16 protein-coding genes are annotated in these 19,580 nt (G+C 67.8%); 6 read left to right on the forward strand and 10 right to left on the reverse strand.

Annotated features, from left to right (window positions below; all coding sequences use genetic code 11):
• Positions 1 to 20 precede the first annotated feature (20 nt).
• The 3 genes from rnr to rlmB all read left to right on the forward strand — a co-directional run bounded on the left by rnr (position 21) and on the right by rlmB (position 3,942).
• Entirely contained in the window at positions 21 to 2,486 is a 2,466-nt protein-coding gene (gene rnr / locus ACZK2R_RS06915) for a ribonuclease R (RefSeq protein ID WP_125893870.1), read from the forward strand.
• Positions 2,487 to 2,610: 124 nt separating this feature from the next.
• Positions 2,611 to 3,105: a GFA family protein gene (locus ACZK2R_RS06920; RefSeq protein ID WP_125893872.1), complete on the forward strand. Its 495-nt coding sequence runs from the start codon at positions 2,611 to 2,613 to the stop codon at positions 3,103 to 3,105.
• A 93-nt stretch (positions 3,106 to 3,198) separates the two neighbouring features.
• Positions 3,199 to 3,942, forward strand: coding sequence for a 23S rRNA (guanosine(2251)-2'-O)-methyltransferase RlmB (gene rlmB, locus ACZK2R_RS06925; RefSeq protein WP_005408775.1), 744 nt, complete (start codon positions 3,199 to 3,201; stop codon positions 3,940 to 3,942).
• 159 nt (positions 3,943 to 4,101) lie between these two features.
• On the opposite strand, the gene ACZK2R_RS06930 is transcribed toward rlmB, so the two are convergent.
• Genes ACZK2R_RS06930 through ACZK2R_RS06940 form a run of 3 tightly spaced genes read right to left on the reverse strand, consistent with a single transcriptional unit; the run spans position 4,102 to position 8,734 of the window.
• The gene (locus ACZK2R_RS06930) at positions 4,102 to 5,541 is read right to left on the reverse strand and encodes an efflux transporter outer membrane subunit (protein ID WP_049463608.1); all 1,440 of its coding nucleotides are present in this window, start codon (positions 5,539 to 5,541) and stop codon (positions 4,102 to 4,104) included.
• Positions 5,538 to 7,496 (reverse strand): MacB family efflux pump subunit, encoded by a 1,959-nt coding sequence (locus ACZK2R_RS06935; RefSeq protein WP_180838436.1) that lies wholly within the window; start codon positions 7,494 to 7,496, stop codon positions 5,538 to 5,540. Before ACZK2R_RS06935 ends, ACZK2R_RS06930 begins: the two co-directional genes overlap by 4 nt.
• The gene (locus ACZK2R_RS06940) at positions 7,493 to 8,734 is read right to left on the reverse strand and encodes an efflux RND transporter periplasmic adaptor subunit (RefSeq protein ID WP_180838437.1); all 1,242 of its coding nucleotides are present in this window, start codon (positions 8,732 to 8,734) and stop codon (positions 7,493 to 7,495) included. The genes ACZK2R_RS06935 and ACZK2R_RS06940 overlap by 4 nt, the downstream gene beginning before the upstream one ends.
• Before the next feature lie 204 nt (positions 8,735 to 8,938).
• Between ACZK2R_RS06940 and ACZK2R_RS06945 the strand changes: the two genes are divergently transcribed.
• From ACZK2R_RS06945 to ACZK2R_RS06955, 3 genes are all read left to right on the forward strand, one after another.
• Positions 8,939 to 9,667 carry a response regulator gene (locus tag ACZK2R_RS06945; protein ID WP_005408779.1) on the forward strand — a complete coding sequence of 243 codons (729 nt, stop codon included), beginning with the start codon at positions 8,939 to 8,941 and terminating at the stop codon, positions 9,665 to 9,667.
• A 6-nt stretch (positions 9,668 to 9,673) separates the two neighbouring features.
• Positions 9,674 to 11,083 carry an ATP-binding protein gene (locus tag ACZK2R_RS06950; protein WP_032127908.1) on the forward strand — a complete coding sequence of 470 codons (1,410 nt, stop codon included), beginning with the start codon at positions 9,674 to 9,676 and terminating at the stop codon, positions 11,081 to 11,083.
• Positions 11,084 to 11,260: 177 nt separating this feature from the next.
• Positions 11,261 to 14,287, forward strand: a complete 3,027-nt coding sequence (locus ACZK2R_RS06955; RefSeq protein ID WP_180838438.1) for a two-component regulator propeller domain-containing protein — start codon at positions 11,261 to 11,263, stop codon at positions 14,285 to 14,287.
• A gap of 95 nt (positions 14,288 to 14,382) precedes the next feature.
• Here the strand turns inward: ACZK2R_RS06955 and rnt are convergent, their stop codons facing one another.
• The 7 genes from rnt to pstB form a co-directional block, all read right to left on the reverse strand.
• Positions 14,383 to 14,967 (reverse strand): ribonuclease T, encoded by a 585-nt coding sequence (gene rnt / locus ACZK2R_RS06960; RefSeq protein WP_005408782.1) that lies wholly within the window; start codon positions 14,965 to 14,967, stop codon positions 14,383 to 14,385.
• Between the two features lie 235 nt (positions 14,968 to 15,202).
• Complete coding sequence (locus ACZK2R_RS06965) at positions 15,203 to 15,724, reverse strand: HvfX family Cu-binding RiPP maturation protein (protein WP_180838439.1); 522 nt, start codon at positions 15,722 to 15,724, stop codon at positions 15,203 to 15,205.
• A 27-nt stretch (positions 15,725 to 15,751) separates the two neighbouring features.
• Positions 15,752 to 16,507 carry an HvfC family RiPP maturation protein gene (locus tag ACZK2R_RS06970; protein ID WP_125895760.1) on the reverse strand — a complete coding sequence of 252 codons (756 nt, stop codon included), beginning with the start codon at positions 16,505 to 16,507 and terminating at the stop codon, positions 15,752 to 15,754.
• Positions 16,500 to 17,375 carry an HvfB family MNIO-type RiPP peptide maturase gene (locus tag ACZK2R_RS06975; protein ID WP_180838440.1) on the reverse strand — a complete coding sequence of 292 codons (876 nt, stop codon included), beginning with the start codon at positions 17,373 to 17,375 and terminating at the stop codon, positions 16,500 to 16,502. The genes ACZK2R_RS06970 and ACZK2R_RS06975 overlap by 8 nt, the downstream gene beginning before the upstream one ends.
• Positions 17,362 to 17,721 (reverse strand): HvfA family oxazolone/thioamide-modified RiPP metallophore, encoded by a 360-nt coding sequence (locus ACZK2R_RS06980; RefSeq protein WP_125895762.1) that lies wholly within the window; start codon positions 17,719 to 17,721, stop codon positions 17,362 to 17,364. The genes ACZK2R_RS06975 and ACZK2R_RS06980 overlap by 14 nt, the downstream gene beginning before the upstream one ends.
• 205 nt (positions 17,722 to 17,926) lie before the next feature.
• Positions 17,927 to 18,634, reverse strand: coding sequence for a phosphate signaling complex protein PhoU (phoU, locus tag ACZK2R_RS06985; protein WP_008265615.1), 708 nt, complete (start codon positions 18,632 to 18,634; stop codon positions 17,927 to 17,929).
• A gap of 97 nt (positions 18,635 to 18,731) precedes the next feature.
• Positions 18,732 to 19,562, reverse strand: a complete 831-nt coding sequence (gene pstB / locus ACZK2R_RS06990; RefSeq protein WP_005408788.1) for a phosphate ABC transporter ATP-binding protein PstB — start codon at positions 19,560 to 19,562, stop codon at positions 18,732 to 18,734.
• Between the last annotated feature and the right edge of the window lie 18 nt (positions 19,563 to 19,580).

The raw sequence follows: 19,580 nt of genomic DNA on the forward strand, positions 1-19,580 counted from the left end.
AGCGGCTACCATGTAGGGCGATGACTACCAAAAAACCAAGCAAGGGCGGGAGCACCTCCCGCAGCCAGGCCCCGAAGAAGGGCGCCAAGGCGGGCACGGCCCGCACCACCAAGCCGGGCAAGCCGTTGCCGGGCTGGTTCCCCGAATTGAATGAAGGCGGCGCACCACCGCGTGGTCGCAAGGTCCGCAGCGCCGATGCCGCCGCTCCGGGCCCGGCCCCGGGCCGCAAGCTGCCGCCGACCGGCAAGGTGATCGACGATCCCTATGCCGCCCGCGAAGCCGAGAAGTACGAACAGCCCATCGCCAGCCGCGAGGCCATCCTGGCCCTGCTGGAGCGCTGCGAAGGGCCGCAGACCGCCGAAGAACTGGGCGCGCGCCTGGGCCTGACCGCGCCGGACCGGGCCGAGGCGCTGTCGCGCCGGCTCGGTGCCATGGTCCGCGACGGCCAGTTGGTGCAGAACCGTCGCGGCGGTTTCGCCCCGATCCAGACCCTGAATCTGGTCACTGGCGTGGTGATCGCCAACCCGGAAGGGTTCGGTTTCCTGCGCCCGGTCGAGGGCGGTGACGACCTGTTCCTGCCGCCGTATGAGATGCGCAAGGTCATGCACGGCGACAAGGTGCTGGCCCGTGTGACCGGCATCGACCATCGTGGCCGTCGCGAAGGCAGCATCGCCCGCGTGCTCGAGCGCGGCATGACCCGCCTGATCGGCCGCTTCAGCATCGAGATGGGCATCAACTACGTGGTGCCCGACGACAAGCGCGTGCAGCGCAACGTGCAGGTGCCGCCGGACCAGACCGGTGGTGCGCGCGATGGCCAGCTGGTGGTCTGTGAACTGACCCAGGCGCCGGACAGCCGCCGCCCGCCGATCGGCCGCATCATCGCCGTGCTCGGCGACAAGCTGACCGCCTCGCTGGTGGTGGAAACCGCCATCCACGGTCATGAGCTGCCGTTCGAGTTCCCGCAGGAAGTGTTGGACGAAGCCGCCTCGGTACCGCTGGTGGTCGAACCGGCGATGATCGGCGACCGCGTCGACCTGCGCAGCACGCCGCTGGTCACCATCGATGGCGAGGATGCCAAGGACTTCGACGACGCGGTGTACTGCGAACCGAATGCCGAGGGTTTCCGCCTGGTGGTGGCGATTGCCGATGTCTCGAACTACGTGCGCCCCGGCACGCCCCTGGATGAGGAGGCGCAGAAGCGCGCCACCTCGGTGTACTTCCCGGGCTTCGTGGTGCCGATGCTGCCGGAGACGCTGTCCAACGGCATCTGCTCGCTGATGCCGAAGGTCGACCGCATGTGCTTTGTCTGCGACATGCAGATCGACCGCGACGGCCTGGTCACGCATTCGCGCTTCTACGAAGCGGTGATGAACTCGCACGCGCGCCTGACCTACACCCAGGTGTGGAAGGCGGTGGGCGAGGACGATGCCGATACCAAGGCCTGGATGGGCGACCTGCTGCCGCAGGTGCAGCGCCTGCACCAGCTGTACAAGGTGCTGTCCAAGGCACGTGCCAAGCGCGGCGCCATCGAGTTCGAAAGCAGCGAAGTGCGCTTCGTGCTGGACAACCGCGGTGAAGTCACCCAGGCCGGCATGCTGGTGCGCAATGACGCGCACAAGCTGATCGAGGAATGCATGATCGCGGCCAACGTCGAGGCGGCCAGGTACCTGCTGTCGCGCCATGTGCCGGCCCCGTACCGCATCCACGAGAAGCCGCCGGAAACCAAGTACGCCGACCTGCTGGAATTCCTCAAGGAGTTCAAGCTGAGCCTGCCGCCGTGGTCCAAGGTGCGTCCGGGCGATTACACCAAGCTGCTGAAGAAGATCCGGGATCGCCCCGATGCCACGCTGCTGGAATCGGTGCTGCTGCGCAGCCAGAGTCTGGCGATCTACAGCCCGGAGAATCACGGTCACTTCGGCCTGGCGCTGGAGGCGTACGCGCACTTCACCTCGCCGATCCGTCGCTACCCTGACCTGCTGGTGCACCGCGCGATCAAGCACGCGTTGTCCGGCAAGCCGCTGGACAAGTTCACCTACAACGCACGCGAGATGGCTGCGCTGGCGCTGCAGTGCTCCGAGCGTGAGCGCCGTGCCGATGAGGCCGAGCGCGAGGTCGACGAGCGCTACCGCGCCGCGTGGATGGAAAAGCACGTAGGCGGCCAGTTCGATGGCGTGATCAGCGGCGTGACCAGCTTCGGCCTGTTCGTGGAACTGGACGAGTCAAAGGTGCAGGGCCTGGTCCATGTGACCCAGCTGCCGCAGGACTATTACAAGTTCGACGCGACCCGCAAGACGCTGACCGGCGAGCGCCGTGGCAGCAGCTACCGGCTGGGTGATCGCGTGCGCATCCTGGTGCTGAAGGCCAGCATGGAAGAGCGCAAGATCGACTTCCGCCTGGTCGAGCACAAGGGTGAGGATGAAGGCGATGGCCTGCCGCCGCTGCCCGAGCGTGGCAAGCCGGCCAAGCGCGCCAAGAAGCAGTATTGAAAGGTGTGCCGACCAACGGTCGGCACCCACCTCACCCGGTAGGTATCCACCTCACCCGGTCGGCACCCACCTCACCCGATAGGTGCCAACCGTTGGTTGGCACGACGTTTCGGAGGAACTCACAATGCAGGGCCAACCCGAATACAGCGGCGGCTGCCAGTGCGGCGCGATCCGCTTCCAGGCGCGAGGCGAGCTGACCGACAGCTCGATCTGCCATTGCCGGATGTGCCAGAAGGCCTTCGGTGCCTACTATGCGCCGCTGGTGTCGGTGCGCGGCGTGCAGTTCAGCTGGACCCGCGGCCAGCCACGCTATTTCCAGTCGTCCAACGTGGTGCGGCGTGGCTTCTGCGCCGACTGCGGAACGCCCCTGACCTACGAAGCCCCGGATGGCGTGGCCGTGGCCGCCGGTGCCTTCGACGAGCCGGAACGCCTGCCACCGACCATCCAGTACGGGGTGGAGCGCAAGCTGCCGTTCGTCGACAGTTTGTCCAGCCAGCCGGCGCGACGTACCGAGGAAGACGTCGCGGCGCTGGAGTTCCTGGCCACCATCGTGTCCCACCAGCACCCCGACCACGACACCCCGCACTGGCCGCCGCGCAGCCGCTCCGCCGAAGGCTGAGCTGCGGGTAGCGCCGGGCCGTGCCCGGCGAGCGCGCAGCGCGGTCGGCGCCGATGCTCTACCATAGCCACCCCCTTTCCGGTCCCCGCCCGCATGAGCAAGAACAGCCAGTGGATTGTCGGCGTCAACGCCGTCGCCTCCTCCATCGAGAACGACGCCGAGAACGTCCGCGAAGTGCTGGTCGAGGCCGGTGCGAAGAACCCGCGCCTGACCGAGATCGAGGAAAACGCCCGCCGCAAGGGCATCGACGTGCGCAAGGTGAACAGCCAGGCGCTGGACGGTGTCGGCGGTTCGGTACGCCACCAGGGCGTGGCCGCGCGCTATGCCGCCGCCCGCACCTACAGCGAGAACGAGCTGGAAGGCCTGGTCACTGCAGCCGAGGGCAAGGCCCTGCTGCTGGTGCTGGACGAGGTGCAGGACCCGCACAATCTCGGTGCCTGCCTGCGCTCGGCGGCTGCCGCCGGCGCGACTGCCGTGATCATCCCCAAGGACAAGTCGGCCACGGTCAATGCTACCGTGCGCAAGACCTCGGCCGGTGCCGCCGATCTGATCCCGGTGGTGGCGGTGACCAACCTGTCGCGCTGCCTGAAGGACCTGCAGAAGCAGGGCGTGTGGATCTACGGCCTCGCCGGCGAAGCCACCGCCTCGCTGTACCAGCTGGACCTGAAGGGCAACATCGCGCTGGTGCTGGGCGGTGAAGCCGATGGCCTGCGCCGCCTGACCCGCGAGAACTGCGATGGCCTGGTCAAGATCCCGATGCCGGGCGAGATCGAGAGCCTGAACGTCTCCGTCGCTGCCGGCGTCAGCCTGTTCGAGGCCGTGCGCCAGCGCGGTTGATCGGCTTTCCGGTAGCGCCGGGCCATGCCCGGCGGATTGCTTCGCCGGGCATGGCCCGGCGCTACCGGCGATCCGATTCACGCATGGCGTGGATCGGCCGTGTCGACCAAGGTCGACACCTACCGGTAGTCGCCAACCTTGGTTGGCGCTCTTGCCGCCTCACCCCGCGCTGCCGCCCAGTGCCTTGAACAAGGTGACGTCGTTGTTCAGCTGGCCCTGGCGCACGCGCGCCAGCGACAGCTCGGCATCGCGCCGGGTCTGCTGCGCTTCCAGCCAGGTGCGCAGGTCGGTGGCACCCACGCGGTAGCGCACTTCCTGCGCCCGTTCCACTTCCACCGCTTCGTCGTACGAAGCCTGCGAGGCCGCCACCTGGCGCGCCAGCTGCTCGCGTGCCGACAGCGCGTTGTCCACTTCCGAGAGCGCGGTATACAGCGTCTTGCGGAAATTGGTCGCGGCGATCTGGTAGGCGGTGCCGGCGATATCGGTATCCAGCTGCGCGCGCTGCAGGTTGAGGAACGGAAGCGACAGGCCGGCGCCCAGCGTGGCCACCGGGTTGCGCAGCACGTCACCCAGCGACGTTGCACTGGAGCCGAGGCTGCCGGTCAGGCTCAGCGCCGGGTAGTACTGGGTAGCGGTCACCTTGATGGTCTTCAGGCTGTTGCGCAGGCGCAGTTCGGCCGCGCGCAGGTCGGGACGGCGACCGAGCAGGTCGGTCGGCAGGCCCTCCGCGATGCTGGGGCTGCGTGCGCCGAGCAGGTCCTGCGGTTCGTCCTGCTGCGGCCAGGGCGTGCCGTCCAGCAGCACGGTCAGTGCATTGCGGGCCTCCACCCGCTGCTGTTCCAGCGCACTCTGCGAGGAACGCTGCGACTGCAGGTTCTGCAGTGCCTGGCGTACTTCCAGGCGCGATACTGCACCGGCGTCGAAGCGGGCCTGGACCAGTTCGCGGGTACGTTCCAGCCGCTCCAGGTTGGCCTGGCCGGTGGCGATGGACTGGTTGAGATAGGCCAGGTTCCAGTATTGGTTGATGGTGTCGCTGATCACCAGCAGCGCGGTGTTCTGCCGGTCTTCCTCGCTGGCCTCGGCTTCCCAGCGGGCGATGTCGCGCTGGGTGCGCAGGCGGCCCCACAGGTCCACTTCCCAGCCCAGCGAGACGCCGGTGGAATAGCTGCGGCGCCAGTCGTCGGCCTGGTCGGTGGCGCGGCTGGCGCTACCACTCACACCCGAAGACGAAGGCTGCGGCCACAACGCGTTGCTGGCCAGGCCGGCCTGCAGGCGCGAACGCTGCACGGCCAGGCCAGCGGCGGCAAGATCGCTGTTGGCGGCCAGCGCCTGCGCCACCAGACGGTCGAGACGTTCATCGCCGAAACCGGTCCACCAGGTGTCCTGGCGGATGTCGCGGCCCGGAGTATCCAGGCTGCTGCGCGGATCGTCGGCGGGCGCATTGAGGGTGGCATCGCCACGACCGTAGGTCGCCGCCACGTCGGGGGCCTGCACCGGATAGCGGCCCATCGATGCGCAGCCTGACAGAGCGAGCAGTACAGCGCCCGCCAGCAACAGGCGCGAGGGGGCAGGGAAGGGCAGTCGGGTCATCATCTTCATTCGCGGGCCAGGGCCTCCACCGGGTCGAGCTGCGCGGCGTTACGCGCGGGCAGGAAGCCGAACGCCACGCCGATCAGGGTCGAGCAGGCGAACGCGGCAACGATCGAGGCAGTGGAGAACAGCACCTGGAAGTCGCTGGCGAAGCGGCCGATCATCGAGCCCAGCAGCAGGGCCAGGCCGATGCCGAGCACGCCGCCGAGCAGGCACACCAGCACTGCTTCGATCAGGAACTGCTGGCGGATATCACTCTGCCGTGCACCGACGGCCATGCGCACGCCGATCTCGCGGGTACGCTCGGTCACCGACACCAGCATGATGTTCATCACGCCGATACCACCGACCAGCAGTGCGATGGCGGCGATGGCGCCGATCAGCAGGGTCATCGTGCGCGTGGTCTGCTCGATGGTCTGGCGGATCTCGGCGCTGTTGCTGAGGAAGAAGTCCTCGGTGCCATGGCGCATCGTCAACAGTCGGGTGATCGCTTCCTGTGCGGCGTCCATCGGCGTGGCGTCGTCCACGCGCACGGTAATGCTGGACACGTGGCTCTGGCCGAGCATGCGCGACATCACCGTGGTGTACGGCAGCCACACGCTCAGGCTGGTGCTGCCACCGAACCCGAAGCTCTGGCGCTTGGCCACGCCGACCACGCGCGCCGGCACGTTGCCCAGCAGGATCACCTGGCCGATCGGATCGACATCGGGGAAGAACTGGGCCTGGGTGTTCTCGTCGATCACCGCCACCTGGCCGAGGCCCTTCACTGCATCGGCATCGAAGAAGCTGCCGCTGAGCAGGGTCACGCCCTTGACCCGGAAGAACTGCTCGCCGACGCCGCTGACCTGGGCGGTGGAGGACTGGTTGCGGTAACGCGCGGTGACCGAGGTCGACACGCTGGGCGTGGAGCTGTCGACGTAGCTCTGCCGGGCCAGCGCATCGGCATCACTGGCTTTGAGCGTCTGCACGCGGGCCGAGCGCATGTCGCCGAAACCACGGCCGGGGTAGACATCGATGGTGTTGGTGCCGAGCGCGCTGATGTTCTGCAGGATCTGCTGCTGCGAGCCGTTGCCCAGCGCCACCACCGAGACCACCGAGGCGATACCGATGATGATGCCGAGCATGGTCAGGAAGGTGCGCAGCCGATGTGCATTCATCGCCAGCAACGCCATGCGGAATGCTTCGGTGAAGCGGTCGCGCGCGGCCCGCCAGCTGTTGCCGCGGGCGACGCCGGTGCTGGCCTCGCGCTGCGCGCGGTAGGTCGGTGCATTCGGGTTGGCGCGGTCGGCGATGATCTCGCCGTCGCGGATCTCGATGATGCGCTGCGCGTGTTCGGCCACGCTCATGTCGTGGGTGACGATGATGATGGTGTGGCCTTCGGCGTGCAGCTCGCCGAGGATCGCCATCACTTCCTCGCCGGATTTCGTGTCGAGCGCGCCGGTCGGTTCGTCGGCCAGGATCACCTCGCCGCCGTTCATCAGGGCACGGGCGATCGACACGCGCTGCTGCTGGCCGCCGGACAGCTGGCCCGGCTTGTGGTGCATGCGGTCGCTCAGGCCCAGCCGCTGCAGCAGTTGTTCGGCACGCGCGTTGCGCACCGGGCCGGGGCTGCCGGCGTACACCGCCGGCACTTCCACGTTGCCGCGTGCATCGAGGTCGCCCAACAGGTGGTAGCGCTGGAAGATGAAGCCGAAATGCTCGCGGCGCAGTTCGGCCAGCTCGTCCGGCTCCATCTTCCCGGTTTCGCGGCCGGCCACCTGGTAGCTGCCACGGGTGGGACGATCGAGGCAGCCGAGGATGTTCATCAGCGTCGACTTGCCTGAGCCGGACTGGCCGACGATGGCCACCATCTCACCGGCGTGGATGTCGAGGTTGACGTCACGCAGCACGGCGATCACATCGTCGCCGGCCGGGAATTCGCGTCGCAGGTCACGCAGGCGCAGCAGCGGCGCCGTCGTGCTCATCGGCGCCCCATGCCCGGGCCGCCGACCCGCATCTGCATGCCGCCGCGGTTGCCGCCGCCGGCGCTGGCACCGGCCGCACCGGCTTCGCCGACCACTACGCGCTCGCCTTCCTTCAGTCCCGACAGGATCTCGGCCGAGGCGCCGTTGTTGATGCCCACGGTAACCTTGCGCGGCTGCGGCTGGCCCTTGTCGTCCAGCACCCGCACCATGCGCTCGTCGCCACGGCGCTTCGGCCCCAGTGCCACCGCCGGCACCATCAGCACGCCCTTGGCCTGCTTCAGCAGTACCGAGACCTGCGCGGTCATGTCGATGCGCAGGGTGCCATCCGGATTCTCCACGTCGAACAACGCGTTGTAGTAGACCGCGCTGCTGGAACTGGAACTGGACGAGCTGCTGGAACTGGACGAACTCTCGTTGGCGATCGAGGCCGGCGCCGGATTGATCTGGCGCAGCGTGGCGTGGTACTTGCGATCCGGGTCACCCAGGGTGGTGAAGTACACCGGCATGCCGGCCTTGATCTTGACCACGTCGGCCTCGGAGATCTCGGCATTGACCGTGACCACGTCCAGCCGCGCCAGCATGACGATGGTCGGTGCAGTCTGGTTGGCGTTCACGGTGCGACCTTCCTCGGCCACCACCGCCACCACGGTGCCGTCCATCGGCGCGGTAATGCGGGTGTAGGCCAGGTTGGCGCGGGCGGTGCCCAGCTCGGTTTCGCGGCCCTTGATCTGCGCCTCGTAGGACTGCAGCTGGGCGCGGGCGGTCTTCAGCTGCGCCTCGGCGGCATCGTATTCCTGGCGCGAGGTGGCCTCGGCGGCCAGCATCTGCTGCTGGCGCGCGAATTCCAGTTCGGCCTGGCGCAGGGTGGCCTGCTGCACGGCGCGCTGGGCGGTGACCTGGTCCAGCGAGGCCTGCGCATTGAGCACCTGGTTCTGCTGGGTGGTGGCGTCGATCTCGGCGATCAGGTCGCCTTCCTTCACGGTGTCGCCCAGCTGCACCTTCAGCGATTTGATCTGGCCCGAGGCCTGGGCACCGACGCTGACCAGCTTGTAGGCGTCGATCACGCCGGTGGCTTCCACCGTCTGCTCGATGTCACCACGGCTGGCGGGCGTGGTCGCCACCGCCGGGGCGGCGGGCTTGCGCAGCAGCCACCAGGCGGCTGCGGCAACGGCAAGGGCGAGCAGGGCGATCAGTATCAGGCGACCCCGGCGGGTCGCGGGCAGCAGGCGGAACGTCACGTCGTGGCTTCACTCTCGGGGCCGCGGTGGCGGCGTTGGTGGGCATTGTGAAGACCGGGCGATGGGCGGCTCAATCCTCGGGGTATGTCTCTATGTAACACTGTCGGTGAATACGCGTAACCACAGGTATCCCGCCCATGGCTGGATACACTGGTACGCATTGCCCCGGATGCGGTTCAGCTGCCGACACGGGATGATCGCGACATGGAGACTGAAAACACGATGCATCGACTGCTGATCGTCGACGACGACAACGACATCCGCACCCTGCTGGCCGAACAGCTCGGCCGGGCCGGCTACCAGGTGAGCACGGCGGCAGACGGCACCGCCATGCGCCAGCTGCTGGACCGCGAACACGTGGACCTGATCGTGCTCGACCTCAACCTGCCGCGCGAGGATGGCCTGACCCTGTGCCGCGATCTGCGCGCGCGCTCGAACACGCCGGTGATCATGCTGACCGCGCGTGCCGAGCCAATCGACCGCGTGCTGGGCCTGGAAATGGGCGCCGACGACTACCTGGCCAAGCCGTTCGAACCGCGCGAGCTGCTGGCACGCATCCGCAACGTGCTGCGCCGGACCGAGGCGCTGCCGGCGAACCTGGAGCCGCTGGCGGTGCGCCGTGCGCGCTTCTCGCGCTGGGTGTTCGATCTGGAGCATCGCCACCTGGTGGACCCGGACGATCGCGTGGTGGTGCTGTCCGGCGCCGAGTTCCGCCTGCTGCGGGTGTTCATCGCCCACGCCAACAAGGTGCTGTCGCGCGAGCAGCTGGTCGCTCTCAGCAGCGGCCGCAACTACGAGGCACAGGACCGCGCCATTGATCTGCAGGTCAGCCGGCTGCGCAACAAGCTGGGCGACGACGGTGGCCCGGACGGACTGATCAAGACCGTGCGCAACGAAGGCTATGTACTGGCCTCCTCGGTGAACCTGGAATAAGCCGCGATGAAGCGCCTGCGCCATTTCCTGTCCTCGATGGTCGGGCGGTTGTTCGTGATCCTGCTGCTGGGCATGAGCGTGGCCGCGATCGGCGCGACCATGCTGGCCACCTCCAAGCGCCAGCAGGAGTTCGAGCGGCAGAACCTGAACCGCATCGCCGACCGCCTCCAGGGCTACGTCAACCTGCTCGACGGCAACCCCGAACTGCGCGAGCGCCTGCTCGAAATCGGTGGGCCGAGCGTGCGTGCGCTGCAACCCGGCGCACGCCTGGGACGGGCCGATACCGCGTTGATGGAAGTGCTCGATGACCGGCCCGGCCCGGTCGCACGCGCGCATGTGCACTTCGCTTCGTTCCGCTCCTGCATTCCCAAGCTGCAGGACCTGCTGCCCCCGCCGCCACCGGGGCATCGAAAGCATCCGCGCGAACGTGATCCGGCGTTCATCCCGCCCAAGTGCCGTGCGGTCGACGTGACCCTCAACGACGGCACGCTGCTGAAGCTGGCGCTGGATTCGCCGGCGGTGGCACACAACGGCATCCTCGCCGTGGACCCGTGGTTCCTGACCCTGCTGGTGCTGGCGATCGCGGTGCTGGCCTATATCGTCGCGCGCATGGCCAGCGCGCCGCTGCAGGAACTGGCCGCAGCCGCCGAAGACCTGGGCGACGACCTGCAGCGCGATCCACTGCCGCTGCGCGGCCCGCGCGAAGTGCAGCGCGCCGCAGAGGCCTTCAACGCCATGCAGCATCGCCTGCAGCGGCACCTGGCCGAGCGCACGCAGATGCTGGCGGCGATCACCCATGACCTGCAGACCCCGCTGACCCGGCTGCGCCTGCGCCTGGAGAATGTCAGCGACGAGGTGCTGCGTGAGCGCCTGATCGGCGATCTGGCCGCGATGCAGGCGTTGGTGCGCGAAGGCCTGGAGCTGGCGCGCAGCGCGGAGAGCGCCGAGCAGCGCGCCGCACTGGACCTGGATTCGCTGCTGGAGAGCATCGTTGAAGACACGGCCGAGGGCGGCGGTGATGTCGTCTTCGAAGGTGGCAGCGGAGCGGTGTTGATGTTGCGTCCGCTGGCCATGCATCGCCTGTTTTCCAACCTGGTGGACAACGCGGTGATGTATGCCTACCGGGTGCGGGTACGGGTCGAGCGTAGTGGTGGCGCGATCACCGTGGTGGTGGCCGATGACGGCCCGGGCCTGGCCGAGGATCAGCTGGAAGCCGTGTTCGACCCGTTCGTGCGGGTGGAAACCTCGCGTTCGCGCGAAACCGGCGGCGCCGGTCTGGGCCTGACCATCGCCCGCGCCCTGGCTGAGAAAGACGGGGCGCGGCTGTGGCTGCGCAACCGCGTTGAAGGCGGGCTGGAGGCGGTAGTGCAGTGGCCGGCCAGTGCACAGGTGACGCCGCCGGGCCGCGCGGGCTGAGCCTTCGCGGCTGGCGATGGTGACGCCCTGGGCCGGGTTTGGCCTATCATCTGCGCATCTTCCCAGTTCCCCCCCGATGAGCCAGCCCGTTCCCGCCGGCATGCCGTCCCGCGCTGCCCGGCAGTTCCCGCATGCTGCCAGGCCCGGCAGCCCTGCCTGGCCGCCGCCGCTGCACTGATGGCCGGACAGGGGGACATCGGGCGCTGGGTGGAGCGCTGCGGATCAGATATCGGTCGATGGCTGCGACAGGGCCTGCTGTGGCTGCTGCTGGCCCTTGCACTGCCGGTGGCAGCGCAGGAGGGGGCTCCGCCACTGCGCGACTACGCCATTGATGTATGGACGTCGCGCAACGGCCTGCCGCACAACTCGCTGCGCGACATCGCGCAGACCCCCGAAGGCCACCTCTGGTTCGCCACCTGGGAAGGCCTGGTGCGTTACAACGGGCTGGATTTCACCGTGTTCGACCGCAGTACCCGCCCGGGCCTGCGCGACAACGGCATCGGCGCGCTGTTCGTCGACCGCCAGGGTGGGCTGTGGATCAGTGATTCGCGGGGCAATGTCAGCCATCGCGGCAACGATGGCCAGTGGCGTGTCTGGGAGCACCAGGCCGATACCCCGCAGGTCCTGATCCAGTCCATGCAGATGGACAGCCAGGGCCGCCTGTGGCTGCTGTATGAAGGCAAGGGCATCGGCTATCTGACGCCGGACACCGGTATCGTCTACCAGGCTCCGGCCGCCGACCTGCCGATGGCGATGAGCTTCACCAAGCTGGTGGTCGACGCGCAGGACCGGGTCTGGGCCGGCACGTTGGATGGACTGGTGCTGCGCGACAACGACGGGGTGCTCAAGCGGGCGCCCGCGGCGTGGGGGCTGGGCGCCGGCAGTGGCCTGTCGTGGCCGTACCGCGCTCCAGATGGCGCGCTGTGGATCGTCGCCGGCGAGCGCCTGTACCGGGTGGAGGATGATCAGCTGGTGCTGATGCACCGCCTGCCGGGGCAGCTGCACCTGACCTCGATGCTGCAGGATCGCCATGGCGACCTGTGGCTGGGCACCGAGAACCAGGGCCTGCTGCGGATCTCAGCGCATGGCCTGGAGCGCCTGCCGGCGGGCCTGAACCTGCCGGGTGGGCGCGTGGTCAGCCTGCGCGAGGATGCCGAGGGCAGCATCTGGGTGGGTGCCAACGGTGGCCTGTACCGCCTGCGCGAAACACTGTTCAGCAGCTACACCGAGCGCGATGGCCTCAGTGGCGACTATGTGCGCACCGTGTTCGAGGACCGCGATCGCCAGCTGTGGGTCGGCAGTGCCAGCGGCCTCGACCTGCAGACTGCTGATGGCCGCTTCCGCGCGATGCCGCTGCACAACCGCGGCGGCAAGGCACCTTCGGTGCTCAGCCTGGCGCAGGGCCCGGACGGTGACCTGTGGGTCGGAACGTTCGGTGATGGCGTCTACCGTCTTGGCCCCGATGGCCGGCTGCGGCACAACTATGCCGCCGCCGATGGCATGCCGGGCGGCAACATCCGCGCGATCAGCGTGGACCCGCAGGGTGTGGTCTGGGCCGGCACCCAGAAGGGCGTGGTCCGCATCGACGGCGACCGCGTGCAGGTATCAAGCGTTGCGGGTATGCCCAGCGGCCTGATCACCGCGCTTGAGCACGATCACCAGGGCAACCTGTGGATCGGCACCATCGAGGGCATCCGCGTACTGCGCGGCGATCACTTGCAGTCGATCGACCTCGCGCCGATGGGAGGTGGCCGCAGCGTGTTCGGCTTCCATCAGCTGGGTGACGCGATGTGGATCAGCAGCGACCGTGGCCTGTACCGCTGGCGCAACGGCACGCTGGCACGGGTGGGGCTGGAGCAGGGCATGCCGGTGGATGCGGTGTTCCAACTGGTGCCGGATCGCCTTGGCAACGTGTGGATCAGCAGCAACCGCGGCGTGCTGCGCACCGACATGGCCACCCTCAACGCCGTGGCCGATGGCCGCGCACCCCGGGTGGTGGTGGAGCGCTACAACGAGATTGACGGCATGGCCAACGCGCAGGCCAACGGCAGCTCCGGGCCATCGGCGATCCTGCGCCAGGACGGCACGTTCTGGGTGGTCACCGCCGGAGGCCTGAGCACCGTCGATCCGCAACGCCTGCAGCGTTTCCGCGAGCGTCTTTCACCGCCGGCAGCGATTGAAAGCGTGCAGGTGGATGGCGCACCGGTGCATTGGGAAGGCCCGGACCGCAACTACATTCCCGGCGGTCGCCGCTTGGCGGTGAGTTATGTCGGCCTGAGCTACCTGATGTCTGACCGGATCCGCTACCGCACGCGGTTGGATGGCCTGGATACGGGGTGGGTCGAACGCGGCCCGCAGCGCAGCGTGGAGTTCGTTGGCCTGCCGCCGGGCGACTACACCCTGCACGTGGCCGCTGCCCATCCGGGTGGCAGTTGGGGCCAGCAGGAAGCGGTATGGAGCTTCACCGTGGAGCCGTTCTGGTGGCAGCGACGCAGCGTGCAGGTGCTGGGTGGCCTGTTGCTGCTGGCCGGGCTGGTGGCGCTGTACCGGCTGCTGCTGCAGCAGCTGAAGGCCAGCAACCTGCGCCTGGCACGGCGCGTGGACGAGGCGACCTTCGACCTGCAGGCCAAGACCGTGCACCTGCAGGCGCTGAACCAGGAAAAGACCGAACTGGCCGAGCGCCTCGCACGCCAGGCCGAGGCATTCGAACGGCAGGCCCGCGAGGATGCACTGACTGGCCTGGCCAACCGCCGTGCCTTCGATGAAACGCTGGCGCGTGACTTCGCGCGTTCGCAGCGCAGCGGTCATCCGCTGTGCCTGGTGGTGCTGGATATCGACCACTTCAAGGACGTCAACGACCGCCACAGCCACAGCATCGGTGATGCGGTGCTGGTGCAGGTGGCGCGGTTGATCGCCGCCGCCAGCCGCGATTCGGACCTGCCGGCGCGGACTGGCGGCGAAGAGTTTGCGCTGCTGCTCAACGACACCCGCCTGGAGGAAGCCGCACAGCTGTGCGCGCGCCTGCGCGGCCTGTTCCATGACCACCCCGACTGGGCCGGCGTGGACGGACTGCGCGTGACCTTCAGCGCAGGGCTGGTGGAGCTGGATGCCGACGACCGCACCCCGGCACTGCTGTACCAGCGCGCAGATCGCGCGTTGTACCGCGCCAAGAGCGACGGCCGCGATCGTACGAGTATTGGTTGATCGCATCCACGCATGGCGTGGATCTACCGTCCGGTGAGTGGTGGGTGCGGACCGTTGGTCCGCACTGCGTGGATGCGGTTGCGCCGTTGGCTGGCTTACCGCGGCCAGGCGTTGGCGATGGTGCAGAACAACCGCGCGGTCTGCTCGGTGTCATACACCGCGCTGTGCGCCTCGTTGGCATCCCAGCCCAGCCCGGCGGCGGTGGCCGCACGCGCCAGCACGGTCTGCCCGTAGGCGATGCCGGCCAGGGTCACCGTATCGAACACGCTGAAGGGATGGAACGGATTGCGCTTGTGGCCGGTGCGCGCCACGGCGGCATTGACGAAGCCGAGGTCGAAATGCGCGTTGTGGCCGACCAGGATCGCGCGCTGGCAGCCGTACTTCTTCATGGCCGCGCGTACCGGGGTGAAGATGTGGTCCAGTGCCGCCTTCTCTTCCTTGGCCAGCCGGAACGGGTGGTCGAGGATGATGCCGGTCACTTCCAGCGACTTCGGGTCGATCTCCAGGCCCTCGGCCGGCACCACGTGGGCACTGGCGGTCTGGCCGGGGTAGAGCAGGCCGTTCTCGTCCATCTCGATCGGCACGGCGGCGATTTCCAGCAGTGCGTTGCGCTGGCTGTCGAAGCCGCCGGTTTCCACGTCCACCACCACCGGCAGGAAGCCGCGGAAGCGTTGTGACATCGCGCGCTGCGCCTGGGGGACTGCGGAATCGTGAGCGGCGGCAGGTGCGGGGGTGGGGTCAGTCATGCGTGAATTCTAGCAGAGCGACCCTGAGCGCCCGGCCAGCCTTCGGTGCATGCGTTCCCTGCGCGGGCGTGTGTCGACCAAGGTCGACACCTACCGGGGCAGCGCGCGCTCAGGATTCCGGTAGCTGCCAACCCTGGTTGGCACACGGTGCGCCGACCAGGGTTGGCGATTACCGGACTGCTGGCCGTGCAGGCGTGGCCGAGGGAGACCACCTCGCCAGCCACGCATCCACGCTCAGCCTGCCGGCGCCGGTGAGGATCAGCGGCAGCAGCATGGCCATGAACAGCACCGGCAGCTTGAAGTTGCCGAAGCCCTGGTCAGTGATCGCGTAGCCCATGGCGAGGTCGGCCAGCGAGTTCCACTCCATCGGCCAATGCACCGCATAGGTAGCCACTACGGTCAGCACCAGCAGGCTGGCGGCGGCGAAACGGGTGCCGAAACCGAACAACAGGCAGGCCGCGCCGAGCAGTTCGAACCAGGTGGCAAGCTGCCAGTTCAGCGCGGCCGGCAGCTGGTCGAACGGGAACGGGAAAGCGTCCTGCAGGTCGGCGAACCAGTTCTGGCCGCGCAGTTTCTCGCGGCCGGATTCGAAGTATTCCCAGGCCAGCAGCAGGCGCAGGCCGAGCGGGGCCAACCAGGGGGCGAGACGGTCCAGCTGGCCACGCGTGGCGGCCAGGGTCGGAAGGTTCATCGGTGGTTCTCCGTGGGGGAAAGGGCGTCAGCCAGGGACTGTGAGCGGGCCGATCACGCCGGCCTGCAGGAACTGCTGCAGCAGCGCGGCACCGGGCCCGGCCAGCGCCTCCTCAGCCAGGCCGTTCGCAGCGGCCAATTGCCGCAGATAGGCATGTCCATCGAGGCCGGGTCGTTCGCCGACGCTGGACAGCAGGTATACCGCCAGCGGGCTGAGCACGGCGAAGCGCACTTCGCCATCGGCCTCGCGGCGGACCAGCAGGCCGGTCGGTTCCGCCGGCGGCTGCATTGGCGCATCCTCGGCACCGAGTCGATGCACCGGCCACTGATACAGCAGCGGCCACGCCAGGGGTGAGCGCTGCAGCGGTACCTGCAGCGGATCGATGTCGCCGGGTGCCGGCAGCGGCTCGGCCTGCAACTGGTACAGCGCGGTCTCCACCCACTCGTAATGAGCGAGTTCGGCCAACGCCGGGTGCGGCAGCTGCGGCTGTGCCTGCAGCCACTGCACGAATTCGGCGGCCAGTTCGGTGAACAGCGGTGTCTGGCAGCGATGGGTGGCGAAGTAGTGGCGCACCAGGTCGCTCCAGGCGGGCTCGCCGAGCAGGCGCACGCAGACCGGGAAGCCGTTGCTCAACAGGCCGAGCAGATTGTTGAACAGCAGCCGTTGGTACACCGTGACCCGGCGTGCCTCCAGCCCAGCCGGCGGTGGAACGCCCTGCGGATCGCGCAGATGGGCAGTGAACGCGTGCTGCTGCGCGCGCAGGGTGCCGCGAGCGTCAGTCATGTGCAGTCCCCCCGTGCGTCGCCTGCAGGCGGCGGATGGTCTGCAGTTCGCCCTGCAGCTCGGCGTACGGGGGGAAGTTGAAATCGCGTTCGAGCAGGGTGGGGCGTGGGCCGATGCGCGCGTAGGTACGCGCCAGCAGCTCCCAGACCGGGTCGATCACCGCGCTGCCATGGGTATCGATCTTCAGGTCCGGTGCCTCGTCCAGGTGCCCGGCCACGTGCAGGCAGACGACGCGCTCTGCGGGCAGCCCGGCGATGAAGGTGTCGGCATCGTAGCCGTGGTTGCAGGCGTTGACGTAGACGTTGTTGACGTCCAGCAGCAGATCGCAGTCGGCTTCGGCAAGCACCGCATTGGTGAAGGCCAGTTCGTCCATCGCCGGTTCTGGTGCCAGGTAATAGGACACGTTCTCCACTGCAATGCGGCGGCCCAGCAGATCCTGCACGTGAGCGATGCGTGCCGCAGTGTGGCGCACGGCTTCGTCGGTGAACGGAATCGGCAGCAGGTCGTACAGGTGACCGTCGTCGCTGCAGTAGCTCAGGTGCTCGCTGTACAGCGGCACGCGGTGCTTTTCCAGGAACTGGCCGACCTGTTCCAGCAGCTGCGTATCCAGCGGCGCGCTGCCGCCAAGCGACAACGACAGGCCGTGGCAGCTCAACGGATGGCGCTGCGCCAGTTCGGCCATTGCATCCCCGGCGGGACCACCCACATGGATCCAGTTCTCCGGCGCGCATTCGAGGAAGTCGAAGTCACCGGCCGGTGCATCGCGCAGATCCTGCAGCAGCGCCCGGCGCAGCCCCAACCCGGCGGCCGCCGCACGAAGCGGCGACCGCAGGTGGACGGCGCTGGCGCGGACGTCAGTGCTTGGCACCGCACTTGCCTTCGCCGCACTTGCCTTCAGCCGACTTCTTGTCGCCTGTCTTGGCAGCGGCTGCACCAGCAGCCTTGCCCTTGTCGGCACCGCACTTGCCTTCGCCACACTTGCCTTCGGCAGCCTTGCCCTTGTCACCGCCGCACTTGCCTTCAGCGGTCTTGCCGTCGGCGCCGCACTTGCCTTCGGCGTGCTTGGTATCGGCAGCCTTTGCCGCCTGGCCAGCCACCAGGTAGCCCTGGGCCAGGTCGCTCATGCTCAGGGCCGAGGCACTGGCGGTCATGCCCAGGCCGGCGGCCAGGGCCGTAGCGGTCAGCAGGGACAGGGTCTTGTTGGAACTGCTCATCGGTCTTACTCCTAGGTGGTGGGCAGGCGCCCGGGGTGAATCGATGGTGCAGCGATCCTACTCAACGAATCCTCGCCAAGAACTCAAATTTTCGTGAGATTTGTTACAGAGCGGGAGACCGGTGGCCAGAACGCCCAAAACAAAAGGGCCGCTGTCACCAGGACAGCGGCCACCTTGGAGTCAACTCCGGTGTTGCAGTGCAGCGTCAGGGCTGTCCGGTGCTGGAGGTTTCGTCGCGTTTTTCACGCGGCGGCAGCGGCTGCTCGCCATGCACCAGGAACCACACGTTCTCGGCGATGTTGGTGGCGTGGTCGCCCACGCGCTCCAGGTTCTTGGCCATGAACAGCAGGTGGGTGCACGGGGTGATGTTGCGCGGGTCTTCCATCATGTAGGTCAGCAGCTCGCGGAACAGCGCGGTGTACTGCGCGTCCAGGCGGGCGTCGTCCTCGCGCAGCGCCAGCGCAGCGTCGGCATCGTTGTCGCGGTAGGCGGCAATGGCGCGGCGCACCTGCTGCGCGGCCAGGCGGCCGAGCGCCCGCAGGCCCTGGATCTGTGGCAGCGGCGGCACTTTGCCCAGCGCGATCGAACGCTTGGCAACGTTGGCCGCATAGTCGCCGATGCGCTCGATGTCGGCCGGGATGCGCAGGCCGGCCAGGATCTCGCGCAGGTCGCGCGCCATCGGCCCACGCAGCGCCAGGCGCATCACGTCATGGCTGATCTGCTGCTCCAGCGCATCGATCGCTTCGTCGTTGGCGATGATGCGATGGGCGGCGTTCTCGTCGCGCTTCTCGATCACGTCCATCGCCGCTTCGAGCTGAGCGACGGCCATCTCGCCCATGCGCACGATTTCGGCCACCAGCCGCTGCTGTTCTTCGTCGTAGCTCTTGACGATGTGGTCGTTGGGAAGATTCATGGTCTGCAATCCGGGTAGAGCCAGGCCATGCCTGGCTGGCGTGATTTGTAGAGTCGAGCCATGCTCGACTGACATTGTCTGTCTGTCGACTGACGTTTCAGCCGAAGCGACCGGTGATGTAATCCTCGGTCTGCCGCTGCGACGGCTGCGAGAAGATCACTTCGGTGCGGTCGTGCTCGATCAGGTCGCCCAGGTACATGAAGGCGGTGTAGTCGGACACGCGCGCGGCCTGCTGCATGTTGTGGGTGACGATGACGATGGTGTACTCGTGCTTGAGCTCTTCCACCAGCTGCTCGATGCGGCTGGTCGAGATCGGATCCAGCGCCGAGGTCGGCTCGTCCAGCAGCAGCACCGACGGGCGCAGGGCCACGGCACGGGCGATGCACAGGCGCTGCTGCTGGCCACCGGACAGGCCCAGTGCGCTCTGCCCCAGCTTGTCCTTCACTTCGTCCCACAGCGCGCCCTGGCGCAGTGCCTGCTCGACGCGGTCGGCCATGTCGGCCTTGCTCAGCTTCTCGTGGTGGCGGATGCCGTAGGCCACGTTCTCGAAGATGGTCATCGGGAACGGCACCGGCTTCTGGAACACCATGCCGACCTTGCTGCGCAGGCGGTTCATCGGGTACTTCGGCGACAGGATGTTTTCGCCGTCCAGCAGCACTTCACCACGCGCCTCCAGCTTCGGGTACAGCGCGTAGATGCGGTTGAAGATGCGCAGCAGGGTCGACTTGCCGCAGCCGGAGGGACCGATCAGCGCGGTCACGCGCTTTTCCGGGATCTCCAGGTTGATGCCCTTCAGGGCATGGAACTTGTCGTAGTAGAAGTCCAGTCCACGCGCAGCCAGCTTCACCGGCGACGGCGTGTGCAGGCTCTCGTGCGAGGACGGCACGGCGATGCGCTGCATCGGCACGGCGTTGGAAAGGTCGTTCATGGCGTTATCCACGGAAAG

The sequence above is a fragment of the Stenotrophomonas sp. 96582_Sma genome, assembly GCF_056480905.1.